Annotated in this window: 25 protein-coding genes; 19 read left to right on the top strand and 6 right to left on the bottom strand. The window is 68.1% G+C overall.

Annotation, left to right across the window (positions count from 1 at the left end; all coding sequences use genetic code 11):
• Positions 1-2: 2 nt before the first annotated feature.
• The 5 genes from CRO07_RS02075 to CRO07_RS02055 all read right to left on the bottom strand — a co-directional run bounded on the left by CRO07_RS02075 (position 3) and on the right by CRO07_RS02055 (position 4,059).
• Complete coding sequence (locus tag CRO07_RS02075; RefSeq protein WP_097029010.1) at positions 3-515, bottom strand: chemotaxis protein CheW; 513 nt, start codon at positions 513-515, stop codon at positions 3-5.
• A gap of 18 nt (positions 516-533) precedes the next feature.
• Positions 534-1,607, bottom strand: a complete 1,074-nt coding sequence (locus CRO07_RS02070) for a protein-glutamate methylesterase/protein-glutamine glutaminase (protein WP_235840913.1) — start codon at positions 1,605-1,607, stop codon at positions 534-536.
• Positions 1,607-2,416, bottom strand: coding sequence for a CheR family methyltransferase (locus CRO07_RS02065; RefSeq protein ID WP_097029008.1), 810 nt, complete (start codon positions 2,414-2,416; stop codon positions 1,607-1,609). The genes CRO07_RS02070 and CRO07_RS02065 overlap by 1 nt, the downstream gene beginning before the upstream one ends.
• Complete coding sequence (locus tag CRO07_RS02060) at positions 2,413-3,615, bottom strand: chemotaxis protein CheA (protein ID WP_097029007.1); 1,203 nt, start codon at positions 3,613-3,615, stop codon at positions 2,413-2,415. Before CRO07_RS02060 ends, CRO07_RS02065 begins: the two co-directional genes overlap by 4 nt.
• Before the next feature lie 120 nt (positions 3,616-3,735).
• Positions 3,736-4,059, bottom strand: coding sequence for a hypothetical protein (locus CRO07_RS02055; protein ID WP_235840912.1), 324 nt, complete (start codon positions 4,057-4,059; stop codon positions 3,736-3,738).
• A 398-nt stretch (positions 4,060-4,457) separates the two neighbouring features.
• Here CRO07_RS02055 and CRO07_RS02050 point away from each other — a divergent pair, with 398 nt between their 5' ends.
• The 19 genes from CRO07_RS02050 to CRO07_RS01960 all read left to right on the top strand — a co-directional run bounded on the left by CRO07_RS02050 (position 4,458) and on the right by CRO07_RS01960 (position 19,810).
• The gene (locus tag CRO07_RS02050) at positions 4,458-5,594 is read left to right on the top strand and encodes a sigma 54-interacting transcriptional regulator (RefSeq protein WP_097029006.1); all 1,137 of its coding nucleotides are present in this window, start codon (positions 4,458-4,460) and stop codon (positions 5,592-5,594) included.
• A gap of 14 nt (positions 5,595-5,608) precedes the next feature.
• On the top strand, positions 5,609-5,932 hold the full coding sequence (fliE, locus tag CRO07_RS02045; protein ID WP_097029005.1) for a flagellar hook-basal body complex protein FliE: 324 nt from the start codon (positions 5,609-5,611) through the stop codon (positions 5,930-5,932).
• A gap of 19 nt (positions 5,933-5,951) precedes the next feature.
• Entirely contained in the window at positions 5,952-7,670 is a 1,719-nt protein-coding gene (gene fliF / locus CRO07_RS02040) for a flagellar basal-body MS-ring/collar protein FliF (protein ID WP_097029004.1), read from the top strand.
• 1 nt (position 7,671) lies between these two features.
• Positions 7,672-8,694, top strand: coding sequence for a flagellar motor switch protein FliG (gene fliG, locus CRO07_RS02035; protein ID WP_097029003.1), 1,023 nt, complete (start codon positions 7,672-7,674; stop codon positions 8,692-8,694).
• A 3-nt stretch (positions 8,695-8,697) separates the two neighbouring features.
• Positions 8,698-9,411: a FliH/SctL family protein gene (locus tag CRO07_RS02030; protein WP_097029002.1), complete on the top strand. Its 714-nt coding sequence runs from the start codon at positions 8,698-8,700 to the stop codon at positions 9,409-9,411.
• Positions 9,408-10,736, top strand: a complete 1,329-nt coding sequence (locus CRO07_RS02025; protein ID WP_097029001.1) for a FliI/YscN family ATPase — start codon at positions 9,408-9,410, stop codon at positions 10,734-10,736. The genes CRO07_RS02030 and CRO07_RS02025 overlap by 4 nt, the downstream gene beginning before the upstream one ends.
• A 1-nt stretch (position 10,737) precedes the next feature.
• Complete coding sequence (locus CRO07_RS02020) at positions 10,738-11,154, top strand: flagellar biosynthesis protein FliJ (RefSeq protein ID WP_097029000.1); 417 nt, start codon at positions 10,738-10,740, stop codon at positions 11,152-11,154.
• A 112-nt stretch (positions 11,155-11,266) separates the two neighbouring features.
• Positions 11,267-12,868: a flagellar hook-length control protein FliK gene (locus tag CRO07_RS19035; protein ID WP_235840911.1), complete on the top strand. Its 1,602-nt coding sequence runs from the start codon at positions 11,267-11,269 to the stop codon at positions 12,866-12,868.
• A gap of 10 nt (positions 12,869-12,878) precedes the next feature.
• Positions 12,879-13,457: a flagellar basal body-associated FliL family protein gene (locus CRO07_RS02010; RefSeq protein ID WP_097028999.1), complete on the top strand. Its 579-nt coding sequence runs from the start codon at positions 12,879-12,881 to the stop codon at positions 13,455-13,457.
• A 2-nt stretch (positions 13,458-13,459) separates the two neighbouring features.
• Entirely contained in the window at positions 13,460-14,431 is a 972-nt protein-coding gene (gene fliM, locus CRO07_RS02005) for a flagellar motor switch protein FliM (RefSeq protein WP_097028998.1), read from the top strand.
• Positions 14,432-14,479: 48 nt separating this feature from the next.
• Positions 14,480-14,773: a flagellar motor switch protein FliN gene (gene fliN, locus CRO07_RS02000; protein WP_097028997.1), complete on the top strand. Its 294-nt coding sequence runs from the start codon at positions 14,480-14,482 to the stop codon at positions 14,771-14,773.
• A gap of 72 nt (positions 14,774-14,845) precedes the next feature.
• Positions 14,846-15,103, top strand: a complete 258-nt coding sequence (locus tag CRO07_RS01995) for a flagellar assembly protein FliO (RefSeq protein WP_097028996.1) — start codon at positions 14,846-14,848, stop codon at positions 15,101-15,103.
• Positions 15,100-15,843 (top strand): flagellar type III secretion system pore protein FliP, encoded by a 744-nt coding sequence (gene fliP / locus CRO07_RS01990; RefSeq protein ID WP_097028995.1) that lies wholly within the window; start codon positions 15,100-15,102, stop codon positions 15,841-15,843. Before CRO07_RS01995 ends, fliP begins: the two co-directional genes overlap by 4 nt.
• Positions 15,843-16,109, top strand: coding sequence for a flagellar biosynthesis protein FliQ (gene fliQ, locus CRO07_RS01985; protein ID WP_097028994.1), 267 nt, complete (start codon positions 15,843-15,845; stop codon positions 16,107-16,109). Before fliP ends, fliQ begins: the two co-directional genes overlap by 1 nt.
• 7 nt (positions 16,110-16,116) lie before the next feature.
• Entirely contained in the window at positions 16,117-16,959 is an 843-nt protein-coding gene (gene fliR, locus CRO07_RS01980) for a flagellar biosynthetic protein FliR (protein ID WP_235840910.1), read from the top strand.
• Positions 16,946-18,097 (top strand): flagellar biosynthesis protein FlhB, encoded by a 1,152-nt coding sequence (gene flhB, locus CRO07_RS01975; RefSeq protein WP_097028993.1) that lies wholly within the window; start codon positions 16,946-16,948, stop codon positions 18,095-18,097. Before fliR ends, flhB begins: the two co-directional genes overlap by 14 nt.
• Position 18,098: 1 nt before the next feature.
• Entirely contained in the window at positions 18,099-18,299 is a 201-nt protein-coding gene (locus CRO07_RS01970; RefSeq protein WP_097028992.1) for a hypothetical protein, read from the top strand.
• A gap of 41 nt (positions 18,300-18,340) precedes the next feature.
• Positions 18,341-19,075: a hypothetical protein gene (locus CRO07_RS01965; RefSeq protein ID WP_097028991.1), complete on the top strand. Its 735-nt coding sequence runs from the start codon at positions 18,341-18,343 to the stop codon at positions 19,073-19,075.
• A gap of 66 nt (positions 19,076-19,141) precedes the next feature.
• Positions 19,142-19,810 (top strand): hypothetical protein, encoded by a 669-nt coding sequence (locus CRO07_RS01960; RefSeq protein ID WP_097028990.1) that lies wholly within the window; start codon positions 19,142-19,144, stop codon positions 19,808-19,810.
• A gap of 149 nt (positions 19,811-19,959) precedes the next feature.
• Here the strand turns inward: CRO07_RS01960 and rpoN are convergent, their stop codons facing one another.
• Positions 19,960-21,300 carry an RNA polymerase factor sigma-54 gene (gene rpoN, locus CRO07_RS01955; protein ID WP_235840909.1) on the bottom strand — a complete coding sequence of 447 codons (1,341 nt, stop codon included), beginning with the start codon at positions 21,298-21,300 and terminating at the stop codon, positions 19,960-19,962.
• Positions 21,301-21,441: the final 141 nt, after the last annotated feature.

The following is a 21,441-nucleotide window of genomic DNA, read 5'->3' as shown; positions in this document are numbered from 1 at the left end:
CGTCAGACCACCATTTCAGCCGGCAACGCGAGATCGCCATCGCCCACCAGCACCTCGGCATCGAGAAGGATCGTCACCCGGTCGCCCACCCGTGCCAGCCCCATCACCGCGGTCTTCGTGCTGCGGCCGAACTGGCCCGGCCGATCGATCTGCGAGGGCGCGATGTCGAGAACCTCGCTGACGCCATCGACGATCAGGCCCACCGGCGCATCGGCCACATCCAGCACGATGATGACCGTTCGTTCGTCATAGGCTCGCTCGGCCATGCCAAAGCGCAGCCGCACATCCATCAGCGGGATCACCTTGCCGCGCAGGTTGATGACGCCGCGGATATAGGCGGGCACGTCGGGCACGCTCATGATGCGCTGCATGCCGACGATTTCGGTCACACCCCCGATGCCCACGCCATATTCCTCGCCGCCAATGGCGAAGGTCAGATACATGTCATCGACATTGTCCGTCTCCGAGAGGGCCTGTGCCTCGGCGCGTGCGGTTCTGGTCAGATCTTCGGCCATGTCGCCGTCTCCTCTCGTTTACTGCTGCGCTGCCGCGGCCATCCGTCGCGAAGAGCGCTCGGCGGTCGCGGCAAGGGCCATCCGGCCCGGAATATCGTCAAGCGGCAGGATCTGTTCGGCCGCGCCAAGGTCTCTTGCTGCAAGCGGCATGCCGTAGACGACGGACGTCGCCTCGTCCTGCGCAAAGGTGCGCCCGCCGGCACGGCGGATCTCCAGCAGGCCCGCCGCACCATCACGCCCCATCCCGGTCAGCAACGAGGCCGCGCAGCTCCGCCCCGCCAGCCGCGCCAGCGAGGCAAACAGCACATCGACCGAGGGCCGCGAATAGCAGACCGGATCGCCATGAAAGAGCCGGACCCGCAAGCCGCCGCCCGACCGCACCAGTTCCATGTGGCGCAAGCCCCCCGGCGCGATCAGCACAACCCCAGGCAGCACCAGATCGCCATCCACCGCCTCGCAGACCCGCATCTGGCAGATCGCGTCCAGACGGTTGGCGAACGGCGCCGTGAACCCCACAGGCATGTGCTGGACGATGACGATGCCCGGCGTCGTCGGTGGAAACAGCGGCAGGATGCGGCTAAGCGCCTGAACCCCGCCGGTCGAGGCGCCGATGGCATGGACCCAGCCCTCGGACGCGTCCGGCTGGCGCATCGGCGCCACCGCGCCGCTGCCCGGAAAGGTCGGGCGGGCACTGGCCGCAGCCGCCACGCGGGCGCAGACATCGGACATGATCGCAGGCAACCCCTCGCCCACGCCCAGCGAGGGTTTCGAGATGATGTCGACCGCGCCCGCCTCCATCGCGCGCATGACGACCTCGCCGCTTTCGCGCGTCAGCGACGAGATCACCACCGTCGGCACCGGGCTTGTCGCCATGTAGCTGCGCAGGAAGGTCAGCCCGTCCATATGCGGCATCTCAAGATCAAGCGTCACGACATCGGGGCGCAACTCTTCCATCTGCTGGCGGGCCGACCCGGCGTTGGACGCCGTCCCGACCACCTCCAGCCGCTTGTCCGACCCCAACCCCATCGCCAGCACCTTGCGCACCATCGCCGAGTCGTCGACGATCAGCACGCGGATCCGCCGATCACGCATCATGCGGGCTCCTTCTGGAAAAGACCGCCCGTCACCGGACGCCAGCCGGTGTCATGGTCGCGCACATTCTCGGTGACGCTGGTCACCAGCCAGCCGCCGGGTTCCGTGGCGTCGTAAAGCGCGCGCAGCACCGTCGCCTGATCGTCGCGATCGAAGTAGTAAAGCACGTTGCGACAGAAGATCGCCTGAAACGGTTTGCGGAACGGATAGGGCCGCTTCATCAGATTCATGCGCCGGAAGGTGCAGGGCGCAGCGATATGGGGCGCCACGCGGTAAAGATCGCCCGGAACCGGCACGAACCAGCGCCGCAGCACCGCATCGGGCACGTTGTGCAGGTGGCGGCGGTCATAGGTGGCGGCCTCGGCCGCATCGATCATCGGCGCGCTGATGTCGGTGCCAAGGATCTGCGTCCGATCCAGCGCATCAGGGCCCAGTGAGCCCGCGATCAGCATGGCGATGGTATAGGCCTCGTCGCCGCTGGAACAGGCCGCGCTCCAGATCCGGATCTCGTCGCGGCACGACAGCGCCGGCAACGCCATGGTGCGGAACGCCTCAAGCACGTCAGGCTCGCGGAAGAAATAGGTGTGGTTGGTCGAGGCGGCATGCATCACCGCCAGCGCCAGATCCGGCTCGCCCTCGCCGTTCAGGCGGATCGCGATCTCGGCCAGACTGTCAAGGTCATAGGCGCGCTTGACCCGCGTCAGGCGCTGGCGCAGCAGTTCTTCCTTGTGGGCGGGATAGGCGATGCCGCACCGCCGGCTCAGCCAGTAGCGGATCGCCTGATAGCCGGCCTGCTCGCGCGAGGTCATGCCCCACCCCCTGCGGAAAGTCCGTTGCAATCCAGAACCAGCGCCACCTCGCCCGTGCCCAGAAGCGCGCAGCCCCAGCTTGCGCGCACCCGCGCCAGACGGCCGACCAAGGGCTTCATCACCACCTGCTGGCGGTCGATCACCTCATCCACCGGCACCGCGATCGGGCCTTGCGCCGTCACCACCACCGCCAGCACCATCCGATCAAGCGGGGTCAGCCCCGCGCCGGTATCCTCGTCGTAGAAGCGTTCCAGCCGACAGACCGGAATCCAGCGCCCGCGCAGCCGCAGCATCTCGGTCCCGCCGGTGGCCCCCATGCCCATCACATCGGCCGGCGCGGGCTGGACGATCTCGGACACCGCATCGATCGGCAGCGCGTAAAGCCGCGCGCCCAGCCGCAGGATGATGCAATCCAGAAACGCCAGTGACACCGGGATGTGCAGCGCCACGTCGGAGCCTTTGCCAGCCTCGCTTTCCACGCCGATCCGGCCGCGCAGTGCGGTCATTGTGGTGTTCAGCACATCCATGCCGACGCCGCGCCCGGAAAGGTTGGTCACCGTCTCGGCGGTCGAAAATCCGGGTTGAAAGATCACCTTCCACAGCACCGACGGTTCGGGTTCCTCGTCGGGGCCGAACAGGCCGCGTTCCCGCGCACGTTTCAGGATCTTGGCCCGCGACAGGCCGCGACCATCGTCGGACACGGTGATCCGCACCTCGCTGCCGATCTGGGCCGCGGAAAGGGTGATGCGGCCGACCTCGGGCTTGCCGGCGGCGCGACGCTCGTCTGGCGGCTCCAGCCCATGGTCGGCCGAGTTGCGCACCACATGCAGAAGCGGGTCGTAAAGCTGATCGGCCACCAGCTTGTCGATGGCGGTATCCTCACCTTCCAGAACGATCTCGATCTTCTTGCCGGTCTGGCGTTCCAGCTCGCGCACCATGCGGCGCAGGCGCTTGAAGACGTCATCGACCGGCACAAGGCGCAGCTCGGTCGCGGCGTCCTGCACTTCGCGCACGATCATGGTCAGCCGATGAACCGCCGCGTCGAAAGCGGACAATTCCAGCCCCGCCAGATCGGGGGAATGGACGGTCGCGGACACCGACAGCGACAGCTCGCCCACAAGATCCATCAGCCGGCTGATCTTGTCGGAAGACACGCGCAGCAGCCCGCCATCCGGGCCGATTTCGGCGGCCGCGCTCATTGCCCTGAACCGCACGAGGCGCGACGGGGGCGACAAGGCGCACCCATGCGGCAGGGCAGAAAGAGAACGTAAGGGGAATGGCTCATGTCGGACAGGCCGGACCGGGTGCGCGGGCGCAGGTCAGGCGGCTTCCTCGTTGCGATCGAAGTTGAAGATGCACACACCGTCGAAGCCGGTGGACTTGAAAAGAAAGGTCTTCTTCATCGTGTCAAGAAAACCGCCGTGTTTCTTTTCAAAGTTCTTCAACTCTCCGATGGCGGGGAAGAAGACATTGATCGACACATCGCCTTCCTTTGAGATCAGCACGTTAAGGCCGCTCAGATTGCAGGCGGGGATCGCGTTCCCCAGCGCCTCGATCACGAATGGCACCGCAATCTGCGCGGCATCCAGACTTGGAAACTTAAGGTGGTATGTCTTTGACAGCATGACGCCATGGCCCCGCATTCTTCTGTTCCGTCCGTCGGGGAAACGACAGGATCGGCGGGCATGTGAGACGTCCGAAGTATGGAACCGATACAACCCTTCGTATGGCTCCGCCCAACATGCGGACATACGTTCGGAAACGACCCGCGTCGGAAGTCGGGCATCCGCACCGAGGGAGGGGCCACCGCTTCCGAAAGGCCTGTCGGAAACCCGAAGGCACCGCGACCGTGCCGCGACGTCGACGGGTCTCCGACGGGCCAAGCCGGCGGATGTGGGGCGCCCGCACGGCTCAGATTGCACTATCGGCGGGCCGGAACACCGTTTTAGCCGCCCGCCGCGATTTTTTCCGCCCGCGTGGGGGAAGTGGCACGATCCCTGCCTGTTGATGGCCAAGAAGCATCATTCGTCGAGGGCCAGTCATGACCGACATCCAGATCATCGAGACCGACTTTGCCGCCGCCGCCGCCATTGCCGGGCTGCTGACCCGGCGGCGCGTGCGGCTGGCCCAGTCCGGCCGAGGCCCGGCGGCGCTGCTGGTCTGCTCGGCGCGGCATGAATGCGCGCTGGGCGGCACGCCTGCGCTGACGGCGCTGGCCCGCAGCGTGGGCGCACGCACGGTCGTGATCGTCGAGGAAGGCGCCGCGGCCTTCGGGCTGAAACTGGAACTGGGCGGCCGGCTGTTGCGCGTGGCGCTGCCCGTGGCCGGCGGCCTGCCCGCCCACCGCGATCCCGCACTGCTGGCGCTGGCCGATCTGCTGGGCGGTCAGGTGTCGGCGATGGTGGCGGCCGATAGCTCGACCGGGGCGCTGATCGATCTGGCGGCCCGGGTCGCGCGCACCGATGTGACCGTGTTCGTCAACGGCCCGACCGGCTCGGGCAAGGAAGTGCTGGCGCGCAAGGTGCATGAAGCCAGCCGCCGCGCGAATGCCCCCTTCATCGCGATCAACTGCGCCGCGATCCCGGAAAACATGCTGGAAGCCATGCTGTTCGGCCATGAAAAGGGCGCCTTTACCGGCGCTTCGGGCGCCAACAAGGGCATCATCCGCGCGGCCGAAGGCGGCACGCTGCTGTTGGACGAGATCTCGGAAATGCCGATGGGCTTGCAATCCAAGCTGTTGCGCGTGTTGCAGGAACGCAAGGTCACGCCGCTGGGTAGCCAGACCGAGGTGCCGGTGGATGTCCGCATCATTGCCACCTCGAACCGCAACATGCCCGAGGAAGTCCGCGCCCGCCGCTTTCGTGAAGACCTGTGGTATCGGCTGAACGTCTTTCCGCTGGCGACCCGGCCGCTGTGCGACCGCGAGGATGACATCCCCGCGCTGGCCATGGCGCTGGTGCGGCGGCACTGCCCGACGGATGTGGCGCTGCCGATGATCGACGCCGGCGCGATGGAGATCCTTCTGGCCCACGACTGGCCGGGCAACGTGCGCGAGCTGGAAAACGTCGTGCAACGCGCGCTGGTGTTGCACGAGGGCGGCCGGATCACCGCGCAGGACATCGTGATCGACGCCGGCCCCGCCCTGCCGGTCCGCGCGCTGCATCTTGCCGCCGTCTGACGGGGCCTGCATCCATGAGCATCAACGGCATCTCCGGCGCCTCTCCGCTGGTGGCGCTTTACGGCCCGTCCGCGACCCAGCGGCCGGAACCCGTGGGCCAGACCGACAAGCCGCAGGCCCCCGCCTTCAGCGAGCGTCTGGGCGGCGCGATCAAGGATCTGGCGGCGGCGCAGAACGACGCCAGCGCCAAGGCCACCGCCTTCGAGACCGGCGAGACCGGCAATCTGGCCGAGGTGATGGTCAGCCAGCAGGTGTCCTCGCTGGGGTTCCAACTGGCGCTGAACGTGCGGAACAAGGCGCTGGGCGCCTATCGCGACATCATGAACATGCCGGTCTGAGGACCGCGGAGACCCCTGAATGGCCCTCTCTCCCACTCCTCCGGCGGTTCGCGGTGCGCAAAGCCCGCTGATGGTGCAGATGCGCGGCGTGATTTCGCAGGTGCAGCGGTTCGGCGATCAGCCGGGGCTGCGCAGGGCGATGCCCGCCATCGTGATCCTGTCGGTGACGGTTCTGGCGCTGGCCGGCTGGCTGCTGATGCGCGAACCTGCCCGCACCACGCTTTACCCCGGCCTGCCCGAAGCCGAAAAGGCCCGCGTGATCGAGACGCTGACCGGCAGCGGCATCGCCGCGGTCGTCGATCGCCAGACCGGCGAGATCCAGGTTCCGGGTGGCGATTACCACCGCGCGCGGATGCTGCTGGCGGCCCAGGGGCTGCCGCAGGGCATGCCCGACGGCAACGCCATGCTGAACGACCTGCCGATGGGCACCTCGAAATCGGTCGAGACGGCCCGGCTGCGGCAGGCGCAGGAACTGGACCTTGCACGATCCATCACCGAGATTTCCGCCGTCTCGGCGGCGCGGGTGCATCTGGCGCTGCCGGAACGCTCGGCCTTTCTGCGCGACAGCCAGCCGCCGCGGGCCAGCGTGTTTCTTCAGATCGCCCCCGGCCGAGTGATGGACGGCGCACAGGTCGAGGCGGTGGTGAACCTTGTCTCGTCCTCGGTGCCGGGAATGGCGCGGCAGGATGTGACGGTGGTCGACCAGATGGGCCGCCTGCTGTCGCGCGGCGCCGACGATCCGGGCGCGCTGCTGAACGACCGCCAGTTGCAGCACCGCGTCCAGATCGAGACGCTGTATCGCAACCGGATCGAACAGCTTCTGACGCCCATCGCCGGCCCCGGCAATCTGGCCGTGCAGGTCACCATCGACATGGATTTCACCCGGCAGGAGATCCGCGAGGAACAGGTCGATCCCGACCGCACCGCCCTTCTGTCCGAACAGCAGCAACTGGACGAAAGCGCCGATCCGGCGGCCCGCGGCATTCCCGGCGCGGTCTCGAACACTCCGCCCCAGACGCCGGAACTGGCCGCCGAAGCGCCCCCCACCGATGCCGCCCCCAAGGCCGAAACGATGCGCACCCGGTCATCCGGCTCGACCCGCAACTTCGAAGTCAGCCGCAAGATCGAAACCACGGTGCCGGCCACCGCCCGCATCGCCCGCGTCAGCGCGGCGGTGGTGGTGCGCGCCCAGCCCCAGCCGGTTCCGGAAGACCCCGAAGCCCCCCCGCCCCCGCTGCTGCCCGAGGCGCTGAAAGCCGATATCGAACGGCTGACCCGCTCGGCCATCGGTTTTGACCAGGCGCGCGGCGATGCGGTGACGGTCACGGCGCAACCCTTCCTTGACTCGGTGGTTCCCGAGGCGCCGGGCTGGACCTCGCAGCCATGGGTGGCCGATCTTGCGCGGCAGATATTCCTGCTGGCGGCGCTGGCGGTGGTGGCGCTGGGTGTGGTGCGCCCGATCCTGAACCGGGTGCTGCTGCCGACCCCCGCGGCCGGCGGCCCCGGCACCCTGACGGCCGAGGAAGCCGCAGTCGAGGTGGGCGAAGGCGAAAGTCTGGACGATGTGCGCGCCCGGCTGAAGGCGCGGCAGGGCGCGCTGACCAAGAACATGCTGGATGCCGCGCGAAGCCACGAGGAACAGATCCTCGTGATCCGCAAGCTGGTCGAAGAAGACTCGGGCCGGATCGCCACCACCTTCCGGCAGATGATCGCCTCGGAACTCGACACCGTGAACTGAGATGAAAAAATCAACCACCGATCTGTTCAAGACGCTGTCGGGAACGCAGAAGGCCGCCATCCTTCTGATGTTGTTCGGTGAGGCGACGGCCGCGCAGATCATGCGCAACCTGACCCCGCGCGAGGTGCAGCATCTGGGCGCAGCGATGTATTCGGTGCGCGGCGTCGATCAGGACACGCTGAGCCTTGTTCTGGAAGATTTTTTCGAAACGCTGCGGTTGCAGACCGGGCTTGGCTTCGGCGCGGCCGGATATATCCGCAACGTGCTGTCCTCGGCCTTTGGCGAGGACAAGGCGGAAACCGTCATCAGCCGGATCGGTCAGTCGTCCTCGGAACGACCGCTCGAGATCCTTGACTGGATGGATGCGCCCTCGATCGCGGAACTGCTGGTGGACGAACACCCCCAGATCATGGCGCTGACGGTGGCCTGTCTGGATCACGCGCTGGCGGCGCAGGTTCTGATGCTGCTGCCCGAAGCGGTCCAGCCCGAGGTGATCCAGCGCATCGCCTCGCTGAACACCGTCCAACCCGAGGCGCTGGCCGATCTTCAGCATGTGATGCAGCGCAAGTTCAAGGCCTCGACCACCATGCGCGCATCGCAGATCGGCGGCGTGAAGGCGGCGGCGCGGATCATGAACTTCACCCGCTCGGCGATGGAGGCCCGGATTCTGAAGGACATCCGCAAGGACGACAAGGATCTGATGCAGGCGATTCAGGACAACATGTTCGTCTTCGACAACCTGATCAAATCCGACGACCGCTCGCTTCAGACCCTGCTGCGCGCCGTCGAGAACGAGACGCTGATCCTTGCACTGAAGGGCGCGGACGAGCTGCTGAAGGCAAAGATCCTGGGCTGCATGTCCAGCCGCGCCGCCGCCAACATCCGCGACGAGATGGAGGCCCTGGGCCCGGTGCGGCTGACCGATGTGCAGGCGGCGCAGAAACAGATCGTGGCGGTGGCACGCCAGATGTCCGACGAGGGCACGATCGTGCTGGCCGGCCGCGGCGGCGAGTTGATGGTGTAAGCAATGAACGCGCAAGCTCCGATGGGACCGGAAGATGTGCTGGCGCTGATCCGCGAACAGGGCGCCCGGGGGCTTGGCCGCACGCCGCTGCGCCTGCCGGAACCGGCGGGGGCGTTTCGCGCCATGCCGATGGCGGGGCTTGTGCGCGGCAAAGCCCCCGAAGGCGCCGCCCTTGAGGTCGAGGAACCGCCGCCAGCCGTCGAGATCGCGCCCCCACCCCCACCCGCGCCGGACCCCGCGCTGATTGAGGCCGCCCGCGCCGAGGGTTTCGCCGCCGGCCATGCCGCGGGCCTTGCCGAAGGGCAGGCCCTTGGCCGCACCGAGGCCGAAGCCGCGCTGGACAAGGCCCGCCGCGCCTTTGAAGCGGCCGCAGCACGGCTGTCGGCCCCCACCGCCGCCGATACCGCCCATCTGGCGCAGGCCATCGATCACGCGGTGCGCCTGCTGGCAGGCCAGCGCGCGGGCCTTGCCATCGACGCCCATCCCGCGGCCTTCGCGGCCCGGATCGAGGCGCTGGCCGACCGGGTGTCGCAGGGGCTGCGGCAGGTCTCGGTCCGGCTCAATCCGCAGGATCTGGCGGCGGTCACGCCGCATCTGGCGGGCTCGGACCTGCTGGCCGAGGCCCGCCTTGCCGCCGATCCCCGCCTTGGCCGCGGCGATGCCGAGATCCGCGCCGAAGGGATCGTGCTGTCAGACCTGCTGGAGCCCCGGCCGTGAACGCGCTGATCCAGGGCCTTGCGCATCATCTGGCGCATCTGCCGCAAAGGCAGGCGCCGCAAGTCACCGGCCGGGTCAGCCGCTATGACGGGCTGTTGCTGGAATGTGCGGGTTTTCCTGCCAGCCCCGGCGCGCTGTGCCGGGTGGAAACCGAAACCGGCGCCGAGGTGCAGGGCGAGGTCATCGGCTTCTCGAAGGGTCAAAACCTGCTGTTTCTGGACCAGATGCGCGCCCCGGTGATCGCGGGCGCGCGGGTCCGGCTTGTGCCGGGCGGGCAGATGGCGGCGGTGGGGCCGGACCTGCTGGGCCGGGTGATCGACGCCGAGGGCGCCCCCCTTGACGGGCTGCCCGCGCCCGAATGCCCCCATGACTGGCCGCTGGGCGGGCGGGCGATGAACCCGCTGGCCCGGACGCCGGTTTCGCGGCCCCTGGATGTGGGCGTGCGGGCGATCAACGCCGCACTGACGGTGGGTCAGGGCCAGCGCATCGGCATCGTCGCCGGCTCTGGCGTGGGCAAGTCGGTGCTGATCGAGATGATGACGCGCTATACCGCGGCCGATGTGATCGTGGTCGGCCTGATCGGCGAACGCGCGCGCGAGGTCGGCGCCTTCGCAGCCTCGGTGATGACGGGTGAGGCGGCGAAAAAGCTGTGCATGGTGGCTGTGCCGGCCGACCGCTCGCCGCTTCTGCGGCTGCGCGCGGCGCGGCGGGCCACCGCGATCGCGGAATGGTTCCGGGCGCAAGGCAAGCAGGTGCTGCTGATCATGGACAGCCTGACGCGGGTGGCCCATGCACAGCGCGAGGTGGGGCTTGCCCTGGGCGAACAGCCGACCGCCAAGGGCTATCCGCCCTCGGTCGTGTCGATGATCCCCGGCCTGATCGAGCGCACCGGCCCCGGCCTTCCGGGCGAAGGCGCGATCACCGCAATCTATACCGTGCTGGCCGACGGCGACGACACCACGAACGATCCGGTGGTCGATACCGCCCGCGCGATCCTTGACGGCCATTTCGTGCTGTCGCGCCGCCAGACCCAGCTGGGGCTTTATCCCGCCATCGACATTCCCCATTCGGTCAGCCGCACCATGAACGACGTGGTGGATGACGCCCACCGCCGCGCCGCCGCGCGTCTGCGGCAGCTGATCTCGCTTTATTCCGACAACCGCGACCTGATGCTGATGGGCGGCTACATGCCCGGACAGGATGCCGATCTGGATCAGGCGGTGCAGCTGTGGCCGAAGATCCGCGACTTGATCGCGCAGGCCCCACACGAGCCATCGGATTTCGCCGCCAGCCGCGCGGCACTGCTTCAGGTAACAGGTGTCTGAAATGGCTGAAAAATCCCATCTTCTCGGGCTGATGGCGCGGCGTGAAACGGTTCGGCTGATGCAGGCGCAGGGCGAGTTTCGTCAGATCCGCGACCGCCACGCCGAAGCCGCCCGGATGGCCGAGCGGCTGGCGCAGATGCTGGAAAGCCGCCGGGTGGAGGAGGTGGCACCGCTGGCTGCGGCCGATCTGTTCCGCGCCCACCGGATGAACCTTTCGATCGCCGAACAGGTCGAACGTAGTGCCGCACAGGCCGCGGATCTGTCGCAGGCGATGGCCGCGGCACAAGAGGCGATGGCGCGGCAGGATCACCGCACGCAAGCGTTGCAGGATGCGGCCGCGATCGCCCGCACCGCCGAGGCGGAAGACCGGCTTGCCCGCGCCGAGGCCCAGCGGCCAACCGCACGGGCGCGCGGCTGACGCGCGCTCTGGCACCGAACTTGCAAAACCACGTCACACCGAACGCGCAACCGGGCCCGCAACCGAACGGGGCAGGCAACGTGCCGGCGAACGGGCCAAGCAGGAGGCAGGCATGAAGGTGGCGGAACATCACGGCCCCGACTGGATCGCGCCGGCCGGTGCGACCAGTGCCGCGCCCGCCACGGCGTCGGATCTGTTCGCGACGCTTCTTGCCGCCACCACCGCGCCCCGTCCCGCCACCTCGGCTGCCACACCGCTGGCACCGGGCCTGCCAGAAGCCACCGCTGAACCCCAAACGCCGGCCGCCGCCGTCGCGATGGATCTGCCGCCCGAGGCGTCTTATGCAGCCCCGCGCGCCATCGACGCGCTTGCCGCCCCTTCGGACACCCGGCCCGTCCGCCATCCGGCACCCCCGCCCGGCCCCGTCATCCCAGCGATGACCGCAGCCAAGGCGCCGCCCCCGCCGACCGCCGCAAACTCCGCGGCTCCCGACATCTCCGGCACAGCCCGGCCCTTGCCGCAAGACCCCTCCGCTCTGGGGGGGGCGCCGGACGTGGCCCCGGCCGAAGGCCCCCGCGTGACAGAACCCGCCGCCGCGCCGGTCCCCGCGCCCCCCATGGCTGCCGCGCAGGCCGCGCAAGCGGTTGAGGCGTCCACCCCCGCTGCCGCGCAGGCCCCCATCGCTTCCGCCCCCACCGCAGCGGAAGCCGCGAAAGAGCTGCGCCCCGATCAGGCTGCCGCTTTCCCACGACCGGCATCCGGGGCAAAATCGCCGGCCCTTCCGCCCGAGGCCAGCGCCAGAGCGAAGCCTCAGGCAGACACCGAAGCACCCGGCACGCCACCCGAAGCTTCCCCCATGCCCGAGGCCGGCACCGACCCCGCGCCGCCGCAACCGCAGACGCCGCCGCAACCACAGACGCAGACGCCGCCTGCGGCAGCCGTGGCTGCGCCCGACCAGCCGACGCCAGCCCCCCTGCGCGCCTCGCCCGCTCTGGCGCGGATCGCATCCGATCCGCCGACCCGGCCGCTGGCGGCAGACCCGACAGCAGGCCCGCCCCCCGCGGCCGCGCGCGGCGCTGATCCGGCACCGCAGGGTCTGCCGCAGGCCGCCGCGCAGGATGCGGCGCCCGTGCCGGCCAGCCCCGGCCGCGCAACCGACGGGCCGGCCCGCGGCGTATCCTCCGACGATGCCGGCGCCCAGCCCGCCACCGCCACCGCCACCGCGGTGCCCGCAACCGTCGTGGCGGTCGAACTGCCGGCCCGGACCACCGATCCCGCCACGCCCCAGCCCACGACAGACGCCGCCCCGCGCGAGGTCATCGACACCCTCACCCCCGACTGGCCGCAGGCATTGGGCGAACATGTCGAGACCGCACTGGGCGCCGATGGCTCTGAGGTGGAAATTCTGCTTGCACCAGAATCCCTTGGCCGGTTGCGCATCCGGGTCGAGATGCGCGACGGCGCGGCACTGGTCAGCTTTGTCACCGAAACCGCCGAAGCCGCGCGCCTTCTGGCAGGACAGGAAGGCCGCCTGTCCGACCTGCTGGAAAAGGGCGGCATGTCGCTGGCCCGGCACGAGACCGGACAGGGCGACACCGGCCCCCGGCAGGACGCGCAGGACCGCGCCCCCCGCCGCCCCATGGCCTTTCGCCCGCTGCAAGAGCTTCGCCCGTCGCCCACTGTCGGCGCGGGCCTTGTCAACCTGATCGCCTGAGGACCATCCCGTGACCGACGCAACCACAGATCCCGAACAAAGGCCCCGGCGCGGCCGTGGCCTGCTGAAACTGCTGGGCATGATGCTGGGGGCCGTTGTCCTGCTGGCGGCAGGGTTCGGCGCGGGGTTCTTCTACTTCGCCAACCCGCTTTCGCCCGCCAAGGACATGATGCGCCTGATCGAACGCGATCCCGCCGAAGCCGAGAACGACCGCGTGGCCAAGGCCGACGAGCCGCAGAAAGTGCCGCGGCCGACCCCGGAAAACGAATCCTTCGTGACCAGCTATTACCAGTTCAAGGAGCCGATGACGACGAACCTGCGCGGCTCGCGCCGGTTCCTTCAGGTCGGCATCGGGCTGTCGACCCAATACGACCAGAAGGTGATGGACAACGTCGCGCGCAACGAAGTCGCGCTGCGGTCCGACATGCTGGCCGTCCTTGGCGCATGGTCGGAAGAGGAACTGGCCGACAAGGCCGGGCGCGATCAGCTTTCGGCGGCGTTGAAGGATGCCGTCAACGCGCGCCTTGTGCAGCTTGAAGGCTTCGGAGGCATCGAAGCCGTGTTCTTCCCCTCGTTCATCCTGCAATAATCATGGCCGCCACGCCCCGCAAACTTTCCTCGAAAGAGGTCGCCGCACTGGTCGGCAACCTCATGGAATCCTCTGAACCGATGAGCATGTCGAACGGACAGGAAGTCCGTTCCTATGCCTTTGGCGAAAACGACCTGAACCTGCTGGGCGATTATCACGCGCTGCGCATCATCAACGAACGCTTCTGCCGCACCGCGCGCGATGTGTTCCTGCCGATGCTGCGCTTGCAGCCGCGGATCTCGTCGTTCCCACCCGAGGTGCGCAGTTTTGACGACTACCGATCCAGTCAGGACAACTTCGTCTCGATCACCGCCAGCCGCATCGAGGAATTGCGCGGCAACCAGATGATCGTGATCCCGCCGCCCTTCATCTCGCTTTTGACCGACAGCTACTATGGCGGCCAGATCCGCCACATCAAGACCACCCGGACCGAATTCACCGCCACCGAACAGCGCGTCATCGAACTGGTGACCGAACGGCTGAACGTGGCGCTGCAACTGGCGTGGCGCGATCTGATGGCGCTGACCTTCACCGTCGTCAGCCGAGAGGAGTCGATGCAGTTCGCCTCGTTCGTGGATGGCGAGGACATGATCGTGAACTGCTCGTTCATGGTGCAGTTGCCGGGCACCGAACCGGCCAGCTTCGATCTGCTTTATCCGCTTCAGACCCTTAAGCCGATCTCGTCGCAGCTGCGCTCGCGGATGCAGTCGGATTTCGTCGATGACGACCGGACATGGCGGGAAAAGCTGGAACGCGCGATCCTGTCCATTCCGCTGACGCTGTCGGCGCGGCTGTGCGAGCCAGAGGTACCGCTGCGCCAGTTGATGCAGATCCAGCCCGGCGACGTGCTGCCGGTGCAGCTGTCGGACAGCGTGGAGCTGCTGATCGAAGGCCAGCCCTTCTTCGAGGCCCATCCCGGCGAGCGCGGCGGCCAGACCGCCCTGAACCTTGTCAAGCGCCGGATGCGGGGCTGACACAGACCGGCACGCCTGCATGTGCCCCCTTTGATTTCGGAGTGATGGATGCCCGACCAGAAACCCCTTGCCGACCGTCTCGGCGCCGAGAACCTGCGCCTTCTGGAAAACATCGGCGTGCGCCTGACCGTCGAGGTCGGCCGAACCGAGATGACGATCCGCGATCTGTTGCGCCTGTCCGAAGGCTCGGTGGTGGAACTTGACCGGCTGGCGGGCGATCCGCTGGATGTGCTGGTGAACGGCACCCCCATCGCCAAGGGCGAGGTGGTGATGGTGGGCGAACGTTTCGGCATCCGATTCGGCCAGATCATCGAACCCGAGAAGCGCGCCGAAAGTCTCTGACGCGGCACGGATGTTGCACCCCTTGCGGCACAGGCCGCGCCAATGCGCGGCGCCCACCAAGGAGAGCCGCGCGTGGACATCCTGCGCCCCGACCAGATCCTGACGCTTGCGCTGTTTCTGGCGCTTCTTGGCGGGCTCTGGCTTGTCGTGAAACTGAAGGCGCCCGGCATTTCACGCTTGGCGAACGGCAAGCGCATCACCGTGGCCGAGGTGGCCCCGCTTGGTCCGCAGGATCGCGCGATCCTGCTGGCGGTGGACGGGCGCGAATTCCTGATCCTGCGCAGCCGAGGTGCCGCGCCGGTGGTGATGCCGCTGGGGGCTGCGGAATGATCGCGCGGACCGCCCTTGTCGCGGCCGGTGCGGGGCTGATCGCCGCCGCGCCCGCGCTGGCGCAGGGTCTGCCTGCGATCACCCTGACCCAGGGCGCGGGCGGCACCAGCTATTCGCTGTCGCTTCAGATTCTTGTGCTGATGACGGCGCTGACGGTGCTGCCCTCGCTGGTTCTGGGGATGAGCGCCTTCACCCGCATCATCATCGTGCTGTCGATCCTGCGGCAGGCTTTGGGCACGCAGCAGACGCCGCCCAATCAGGTGCTGATTGCCTTGGCGCTGTTTCTGACCTTTTTCGTCATGCAGCCCACGCTGACCACGCTTTACGCCGAGGCGCTTTCGCCCTTCCTTGACGGGCAGTTGGCCGCCGAACCCGCGCTGGAACGTGGCGGCGCGGTGATGAAAGAGTTCCTGATCGCCAACACAAGGTCGAACGATCTGCTGATGTTCACCGACCTGTCGGGCGCCGGCCCCTATGCCGAGCCGAAGGACGTTCCCTTCTCGACCCTGCTGCCGGCCTTCATGACATCGGAGCTCAAGACCGCGTTCCAGATCGGCTTTCTGCTGTTCCTGCCGTTTCTGGTGATCGACATGGTGATCGCCTCGATCCTGATGGCGCTGGGGATGATGATGCTGTCGCCCATGCTGGTGTCGCTGCCGTTCAAGCTGCTGCTGTTCGTGCTGGTGGACGGCTGGGCGCTGACGGTGGGCTCGCTGGCGGCAACCTACGGGGGCGGCTGATGGATTTCGACGCAAGCATCGAACATCTGCGCATCGCCTACTGGAACATCCTGATGACGGCGGGGCCGGTGCTTCTGGTGGCGCTGGCGGTGGGTCTGGTGATCGGCATCCTTCAGGCCGCCACCTCGATCAACGAGGCAACGCTGAGCTTTGTGCCGAAGCTGGCCATCGTCATGCTGACCATGGCGCTGGTGTCCGGCTTCATGCTGACGCGGATGACCGACTATTTCGCCTTCGTGTTCGAAACCATCGCGGCGATCCGATGATGGTTTCGTGGCGCCTCTGCCCGCCGGCGTGCCGCCCCCCGCGATCCCGGGGGGCCTGATGGAGACCCTGCCCGGCATCGAACTTCCGCGCCTGTATGAGATCCTGACCGGATTCTTCTTCGCCTCGCTCAGGATCGGGGCGTTCCTGTTGTCGTCGCCGGTCTTCGGCGGCCGGTTCGTGTCGCTGCCGGTGCGGATCATGGCGACGATCGTGCTGACGCTGCCGGTGATGGCGATGATCGACCTGCCCCCGCCCGAGACCGTCGCATCCTTGCAGGCGGTGCCGATGATGGTGCAGGAAATGGCCATCGGGCTGTCGGCAGGGCTGGTGCTGTCGATCCTGTTCGGTGCGGCCTCGGTCGCGGGCGACCGGATCGCGGCGACGGCAGGGCTTGGCTTTGCCGCGCAGATCGACCCCTCGGCCGGGGGGCAGACGCCGATCGTGGCGCAGATCTTCGGCTTCGGGCTGACGATGGTGTTTCTGGCGCTGGACGGCCATCTGGCCGCGCTGGACATCGTGCTGAACAGCTACCGGACGCTGCCGCCGGGCGCCGATTTCGACCCCGGCCGGCTGCTGGGCGCCGGGATCGAGGCCGGCGGGCGGATGTTCCTTCTGGGAATGCAGATCATGATGCCGGTGGTTTCGGCGCTGATCCTGATCAACGTGACCATCGGCGTCATCACCCGCTCGGCGCCGCAACTGAACGTGTTTTCCTTTGGCTTCCCGGTCACCATGACGGCCACGCTGATCCTGTTGTTCCTGACCGCCCCCGGCACGATGGGCGCTTTCGAGGGGCTGGTCGCGGACAGCCTGCTGATCCTGTCGGAGATGCTTGATGGCGGAAGGTGACGACGGCCAGGAAAAGACCGAAGAGCCGACCCAGAAGCGCCGCGATCAGGCGCGCGAGGACGGGTCCATCGTCACTTCGAAGGAAGTGTTCGTCTTCGCCTCACTGGCCGGCGGCACCGGGCTTCTGGTGCTGATGCAGGGGCTGTTGCCCGCGCTGGTCCGGGGGTGGTCGGGATATTTCGTGCTGCAACCGGGCACCGATCTGGATGCCGCGACCTTTGCCCGGCTGGGACAGGCCTGGACCGAGGTGCTGCTGTGGGGGCTGGCGGTCTCGGTGCCGCTGCTGGCGGTGGTGCTGCTGGTGCAATACGGCATGGGCGGGATCAACTTTTCGACCAAGGCGATGAATTTCCGCCCCGACCGGGTGAACCCGCTGGCGGGGATGAAGCGCATGGTCTCGGTCAAGGCGCTGGTGGAACTGGCCAAGGCCATCGTGAAGGTCGGCCTGCTGATCGGCGTGGCCGTGGTGGTGATGCGCGACCAGCTGGGCCCGCTGGACCGGCTGTGGACCGCGGCACCCGGCGATGCGGCGGCGGTGATGGGGGCGGGTCTGGTGCGGCTTTTGTCGGCGCTTCTGGTGGTGCTGGCGATCATCGGCGGGCTGGATCTGGCGTGGCAAGCCTGGAGCCTGACCAACTCGATCAAGATGTCGCGGCAGGATCTGAAGGAAGAAGCCAAGGAATCCAATGGCTCGCCCGAGGTGAAGGGCCGGATGCGCCGGATGCAGATGGAGGCGTCGCAGAACGGCGCGCGGCGCCGCGCGGCGCTGGCCGATGTGCCACAGGCCACCGCCATCGTGACGAACCCGACCCATTTCGCGGTGGCGTTGCGCTATGTGCCGGGCGAAACCTCGGCGCCGCGAATACTGGCGCTGGGCAAGGGTCCGATGGCGCTGGACATCATCGAGCGCGGCCGCCGCGCCGGCGTGGGCACGCTGCGCATCCCGCTTCTGGCGCGTGCGCTGTATTTCACCGGCGACATTGGCCAGGAAATCCCCGAGCAGCTTTACGGTGCCGTGGCGGCCGTTCTGGCCCATGTCTATCGGCTTGACCGCGGCGAGTTTGCCGACCCGCCCGAAGTCGAGGTGCCAGACGAGCTTGGCTTCGACGAATTCGGACGACCCCTGAAAGGAGCGTGACATGTCCCGCAACAGTCACAGCATAGGCGAGATGATCTCGACGATTTGTTTCACCGGCGTGGCCCTCTGGCTGGGGTTCGAGGCGCTGACAGGGCCGGGTCCGGGCGGCTTGCGTGCGCTGCTGGCGCTGTGCGCCGTGGCCTCGGCGCTGGGGGCCGCGCGCTTCCCGCTGCAACGATTGGCGGACAGGTGGCGCAGCTGATGGCACGCAACTTGCCGAAGGGTCGCAAGAAGGAGGCCCCGATGACCGATCAGACCAACGACCCGCTGGGCGACGGCATCGCCCGTGCGATTTCGGCCGCCAGCGCGGCCAATGACGCAGCGCAGGATCTGGACCAGTTGCAGGCCGGCCACCGTGCCTTCATCGATGCGGTGATGGCCAGCCAGCGCCGGATGCAGGCCGCGATGCTGGGCATGCTGGTGGGGACCGGGATCGCCGTGCTGCTAGGGGGGCTGGTCTATTTCCGCAGCCTTGCCGACCTGCGCGAAGCCGCCGAAGTGCAGGCCACCGCGGGCGAGATCATGGTGGGCCGGATCACCGAACTGGCCGAAGCGCTGGACCGGGTCAAGACGCTGTCGGCCGCACTGGATGCGAAGGAACAGGCCATCCTTGCCGCGATCGACGGCGTCGGAGAGCGGATCGCCACCGATCTGGAAGGCTTTGCCGCTCAGGCGGCCTCGGTCGAGCCGCAGTTCGCCACCGCGATTCAGGCCCATGTCGACGAAAGCCTTGCCACCACGCGCGATGCGCTGCTGGCGGCGATGGGCGATGTCGAGGTTTCGTTGCACAAGACGCTGGGCAGCGGCGGGGCGGATGGGGCAGAGTTGCGCGCCCTTGTCGACGAGTTGAAGGCCAACCGCCGCGCCGCGCCCGGACGGGCGGCCAAGCCGGCCGCCAGCCGCAGCGCAAGCCGCCCCGCAGCGACAGCGCCACGCCCCGCGCCCAAGCCCGCCGACAATCCGATCCGCTTCCCGTAAGTCTTGTCAGATTTCGACCATCCCGACCTGACCTTCACCCGACCCAGAACCGGACCCTGATCCGCCATGACTGACGCGACCTGCCTTGAACTTGCCGCCCTTGCTCCGGCCGGTGCGGCACTGCACCTGCGCCCGGGTGACCGGCTGGTGCGGATCAACGGGCTGCCGTTTTCGGGCAGCGCCGCGGATCTTGGCGCGCGGTTCGCGGCGGCCTCGCCACTGGCGCTGGGGTTTCGCCGCGCCGAGGCCGAGTTCACGCTGCTGGCCGCCACCGCGGCCCTTGGCCGGTGGGACCAGATCGCGGCCCCCCTTCCCGCCGACGCCCCCCGGCTTCAGCCCGAGGCGCTGCGCAACTGGGAGGTGATGGCCGCGCCCGATGGACGCTATGACCTTCAGCCGGTGCCGCCCTCGATCCTGTCGCTGGTCGCGACCGCGGTCTGGCTGTTGCAGATGCGGCTTTGGGGGCTGGCCGCGGCGCTGACGGCCGCGGTCGCGCTGGCGCTGATGGTGTCGCCATGGCTGGCGGTGGCGGTCCATCTGCTGGCCTCGGTCCATGTCTGGCGGTCGGGCGCGGCCTATGTCCGGGCCGACCGGCGGATGCGGGGCCTGCATCCTGCGGCCACGCTGGCCGCACGCAGCGAATCCGGCGCCCATGCGGCATGGCTGGCGCTGCATCCGCGTGGGCGCTTTCTCTTTGCCCGCGTCTTGCCCGAACCTGCGGCGGCATCGGCGTGATCCAGGCCAGGACAGAGCCGCACGGGAGGTGAAACGCAGGCCAAACGGCACGGACACCGCCACCCGCGGCGCATCGCAGGGCCGCCGTTCCAAAAGACAGGGGGCCGGGCGATGCAACGCCCGGCCCCTTCCCTGTCCCCCGTCCCGCGTCAGACAGAGCCGGCCACAAGCGCCTGCCTGCGCCGCTGAACCGATGAGGGGATGTTCAACTGCTCGCGGTATTTCGCCACCGTGCGGCGTGCAAGCGTCACGCCTTCATCCGAAATCGCCTTGGCGATCGCGTCATCGCTAAGCGGGTCCTCGGGGTTTTCGCCCTGCACCAGTTGGCGGATACGGTGGCGCACCGCCGCAGCCGAGCCCGAAGTGTCGCCCTCGCGGCTGGAAAGTGCCGCCGTGAAGAACGATTTCAGCGGCAGCGTGCCCTGCGGCGTCGCGATCATCAGGCCCGAGGTCACCCGGCTGACCGTGCTTTCATGCACGCCGATGGCGTCGGCCACCTCGCGCAGCGTCATCGGCTGCATCCGGGCCAGACCCTCGGCCAGAAAGCCGGTCTGCCGGCGGACCACTTCGGCACCCACCTTCAGCGTGGTCTGGTTGCGGTGTTCCACCGCCCGCGCCAGCCAGCGCGCCACCGACAGCCGCTCACCGACATAGACCCGCGCGGTCTGGCCGTAATCCTGCGCCGCATCCGCCCGCACCACGACGGTGGGCAGGGTCGATCGGTTCAGGTCAACCCGCCAGCCATCGGCGGCGCGGCTGACGATCAGATCCGGCGGACGCTGCGGCGAGGGCGCCGCATCAAACAGCATGCCCGGCTTGGGGTTCAGGCCGCGAAGCTGGCGCAGCACCGCCTTCAGATCGTCCATCCCGCAGCCACAGGCACGGCACAGGCCCCGCAGATCAGCCGAGGCCAGCAGCGGCAGGTTGTCCAGCACCGCCTGAAACAGCGGCGTCAGAATGCCCAGGTCGGCCGCCTGAAGCCGCAGACATTCGGCCAGATTGCGCGCGAACAGCCCCGCCGGCTCGATCTTCTGAAGCCGTGTCAGCAAGGCCTCGGCCTGGGTCTGGTCAAGACCGCTGCGCGCCGCCAGCAGATCCAGCGGTTGCCCCAGCCAGCCCCAGGGTTCCAGTGCGTCAAGAAACTGACCCGCCGCCGCCGTCTCGGCCGGGGTCAGGCCAAGGCGGGCAATCTCGGCGGTGACATGGACATAAAGCGAAGGGCCGGGATCGGCGGCAAGGCCCGCGATCCTGTCCCAGTCGTCGCCCGCCGCCGCCGCCGCGCGCGGCAGCGCCACCGATGGCGCAGGCGCGGCCGGCAGGCGCAATTCGACAAAGGGGTTTTCCTCGGCCTGGCCCTCGATGAAGGATGACAGTTCCGAATTGGGCATCTGAAGCAGGCAGATCGCCTGCTGCAACTGGGCCGTGACCACAAGCGACTGGCGCTGCGCAAAGCTTTGGGCGTTGTAAAGCTGCATCCGTCGCGTCCCCATGCAAGTCCTGAGGGCACCGTGGACCAAAAATGCCAATCCGGCAAAAAATCCGTTTGACGGGGGTAAAATGACGGAACGCCGACACGTCAGGCCCACCGCGCGGCGGCCAAGTGCCTGACGCAAAAGCCCCCGCCCGGAGAC

The sequence above is a fragment of the Cereibacter ovatus genome (assembly GCF_900207575.1).
Taxonomy (GTDB): Bacteria; Pseudomonadota; Alphaproteobacteria; order Rhodobacterales; family Rhodobacteraceae; genus Cereibacter_A; species Cereibacter_A ovatus.
Note: the sequence above shows the minus strand (reverse complement) of the source record. Positions and strands in the feature narration are given on the sequence as shown.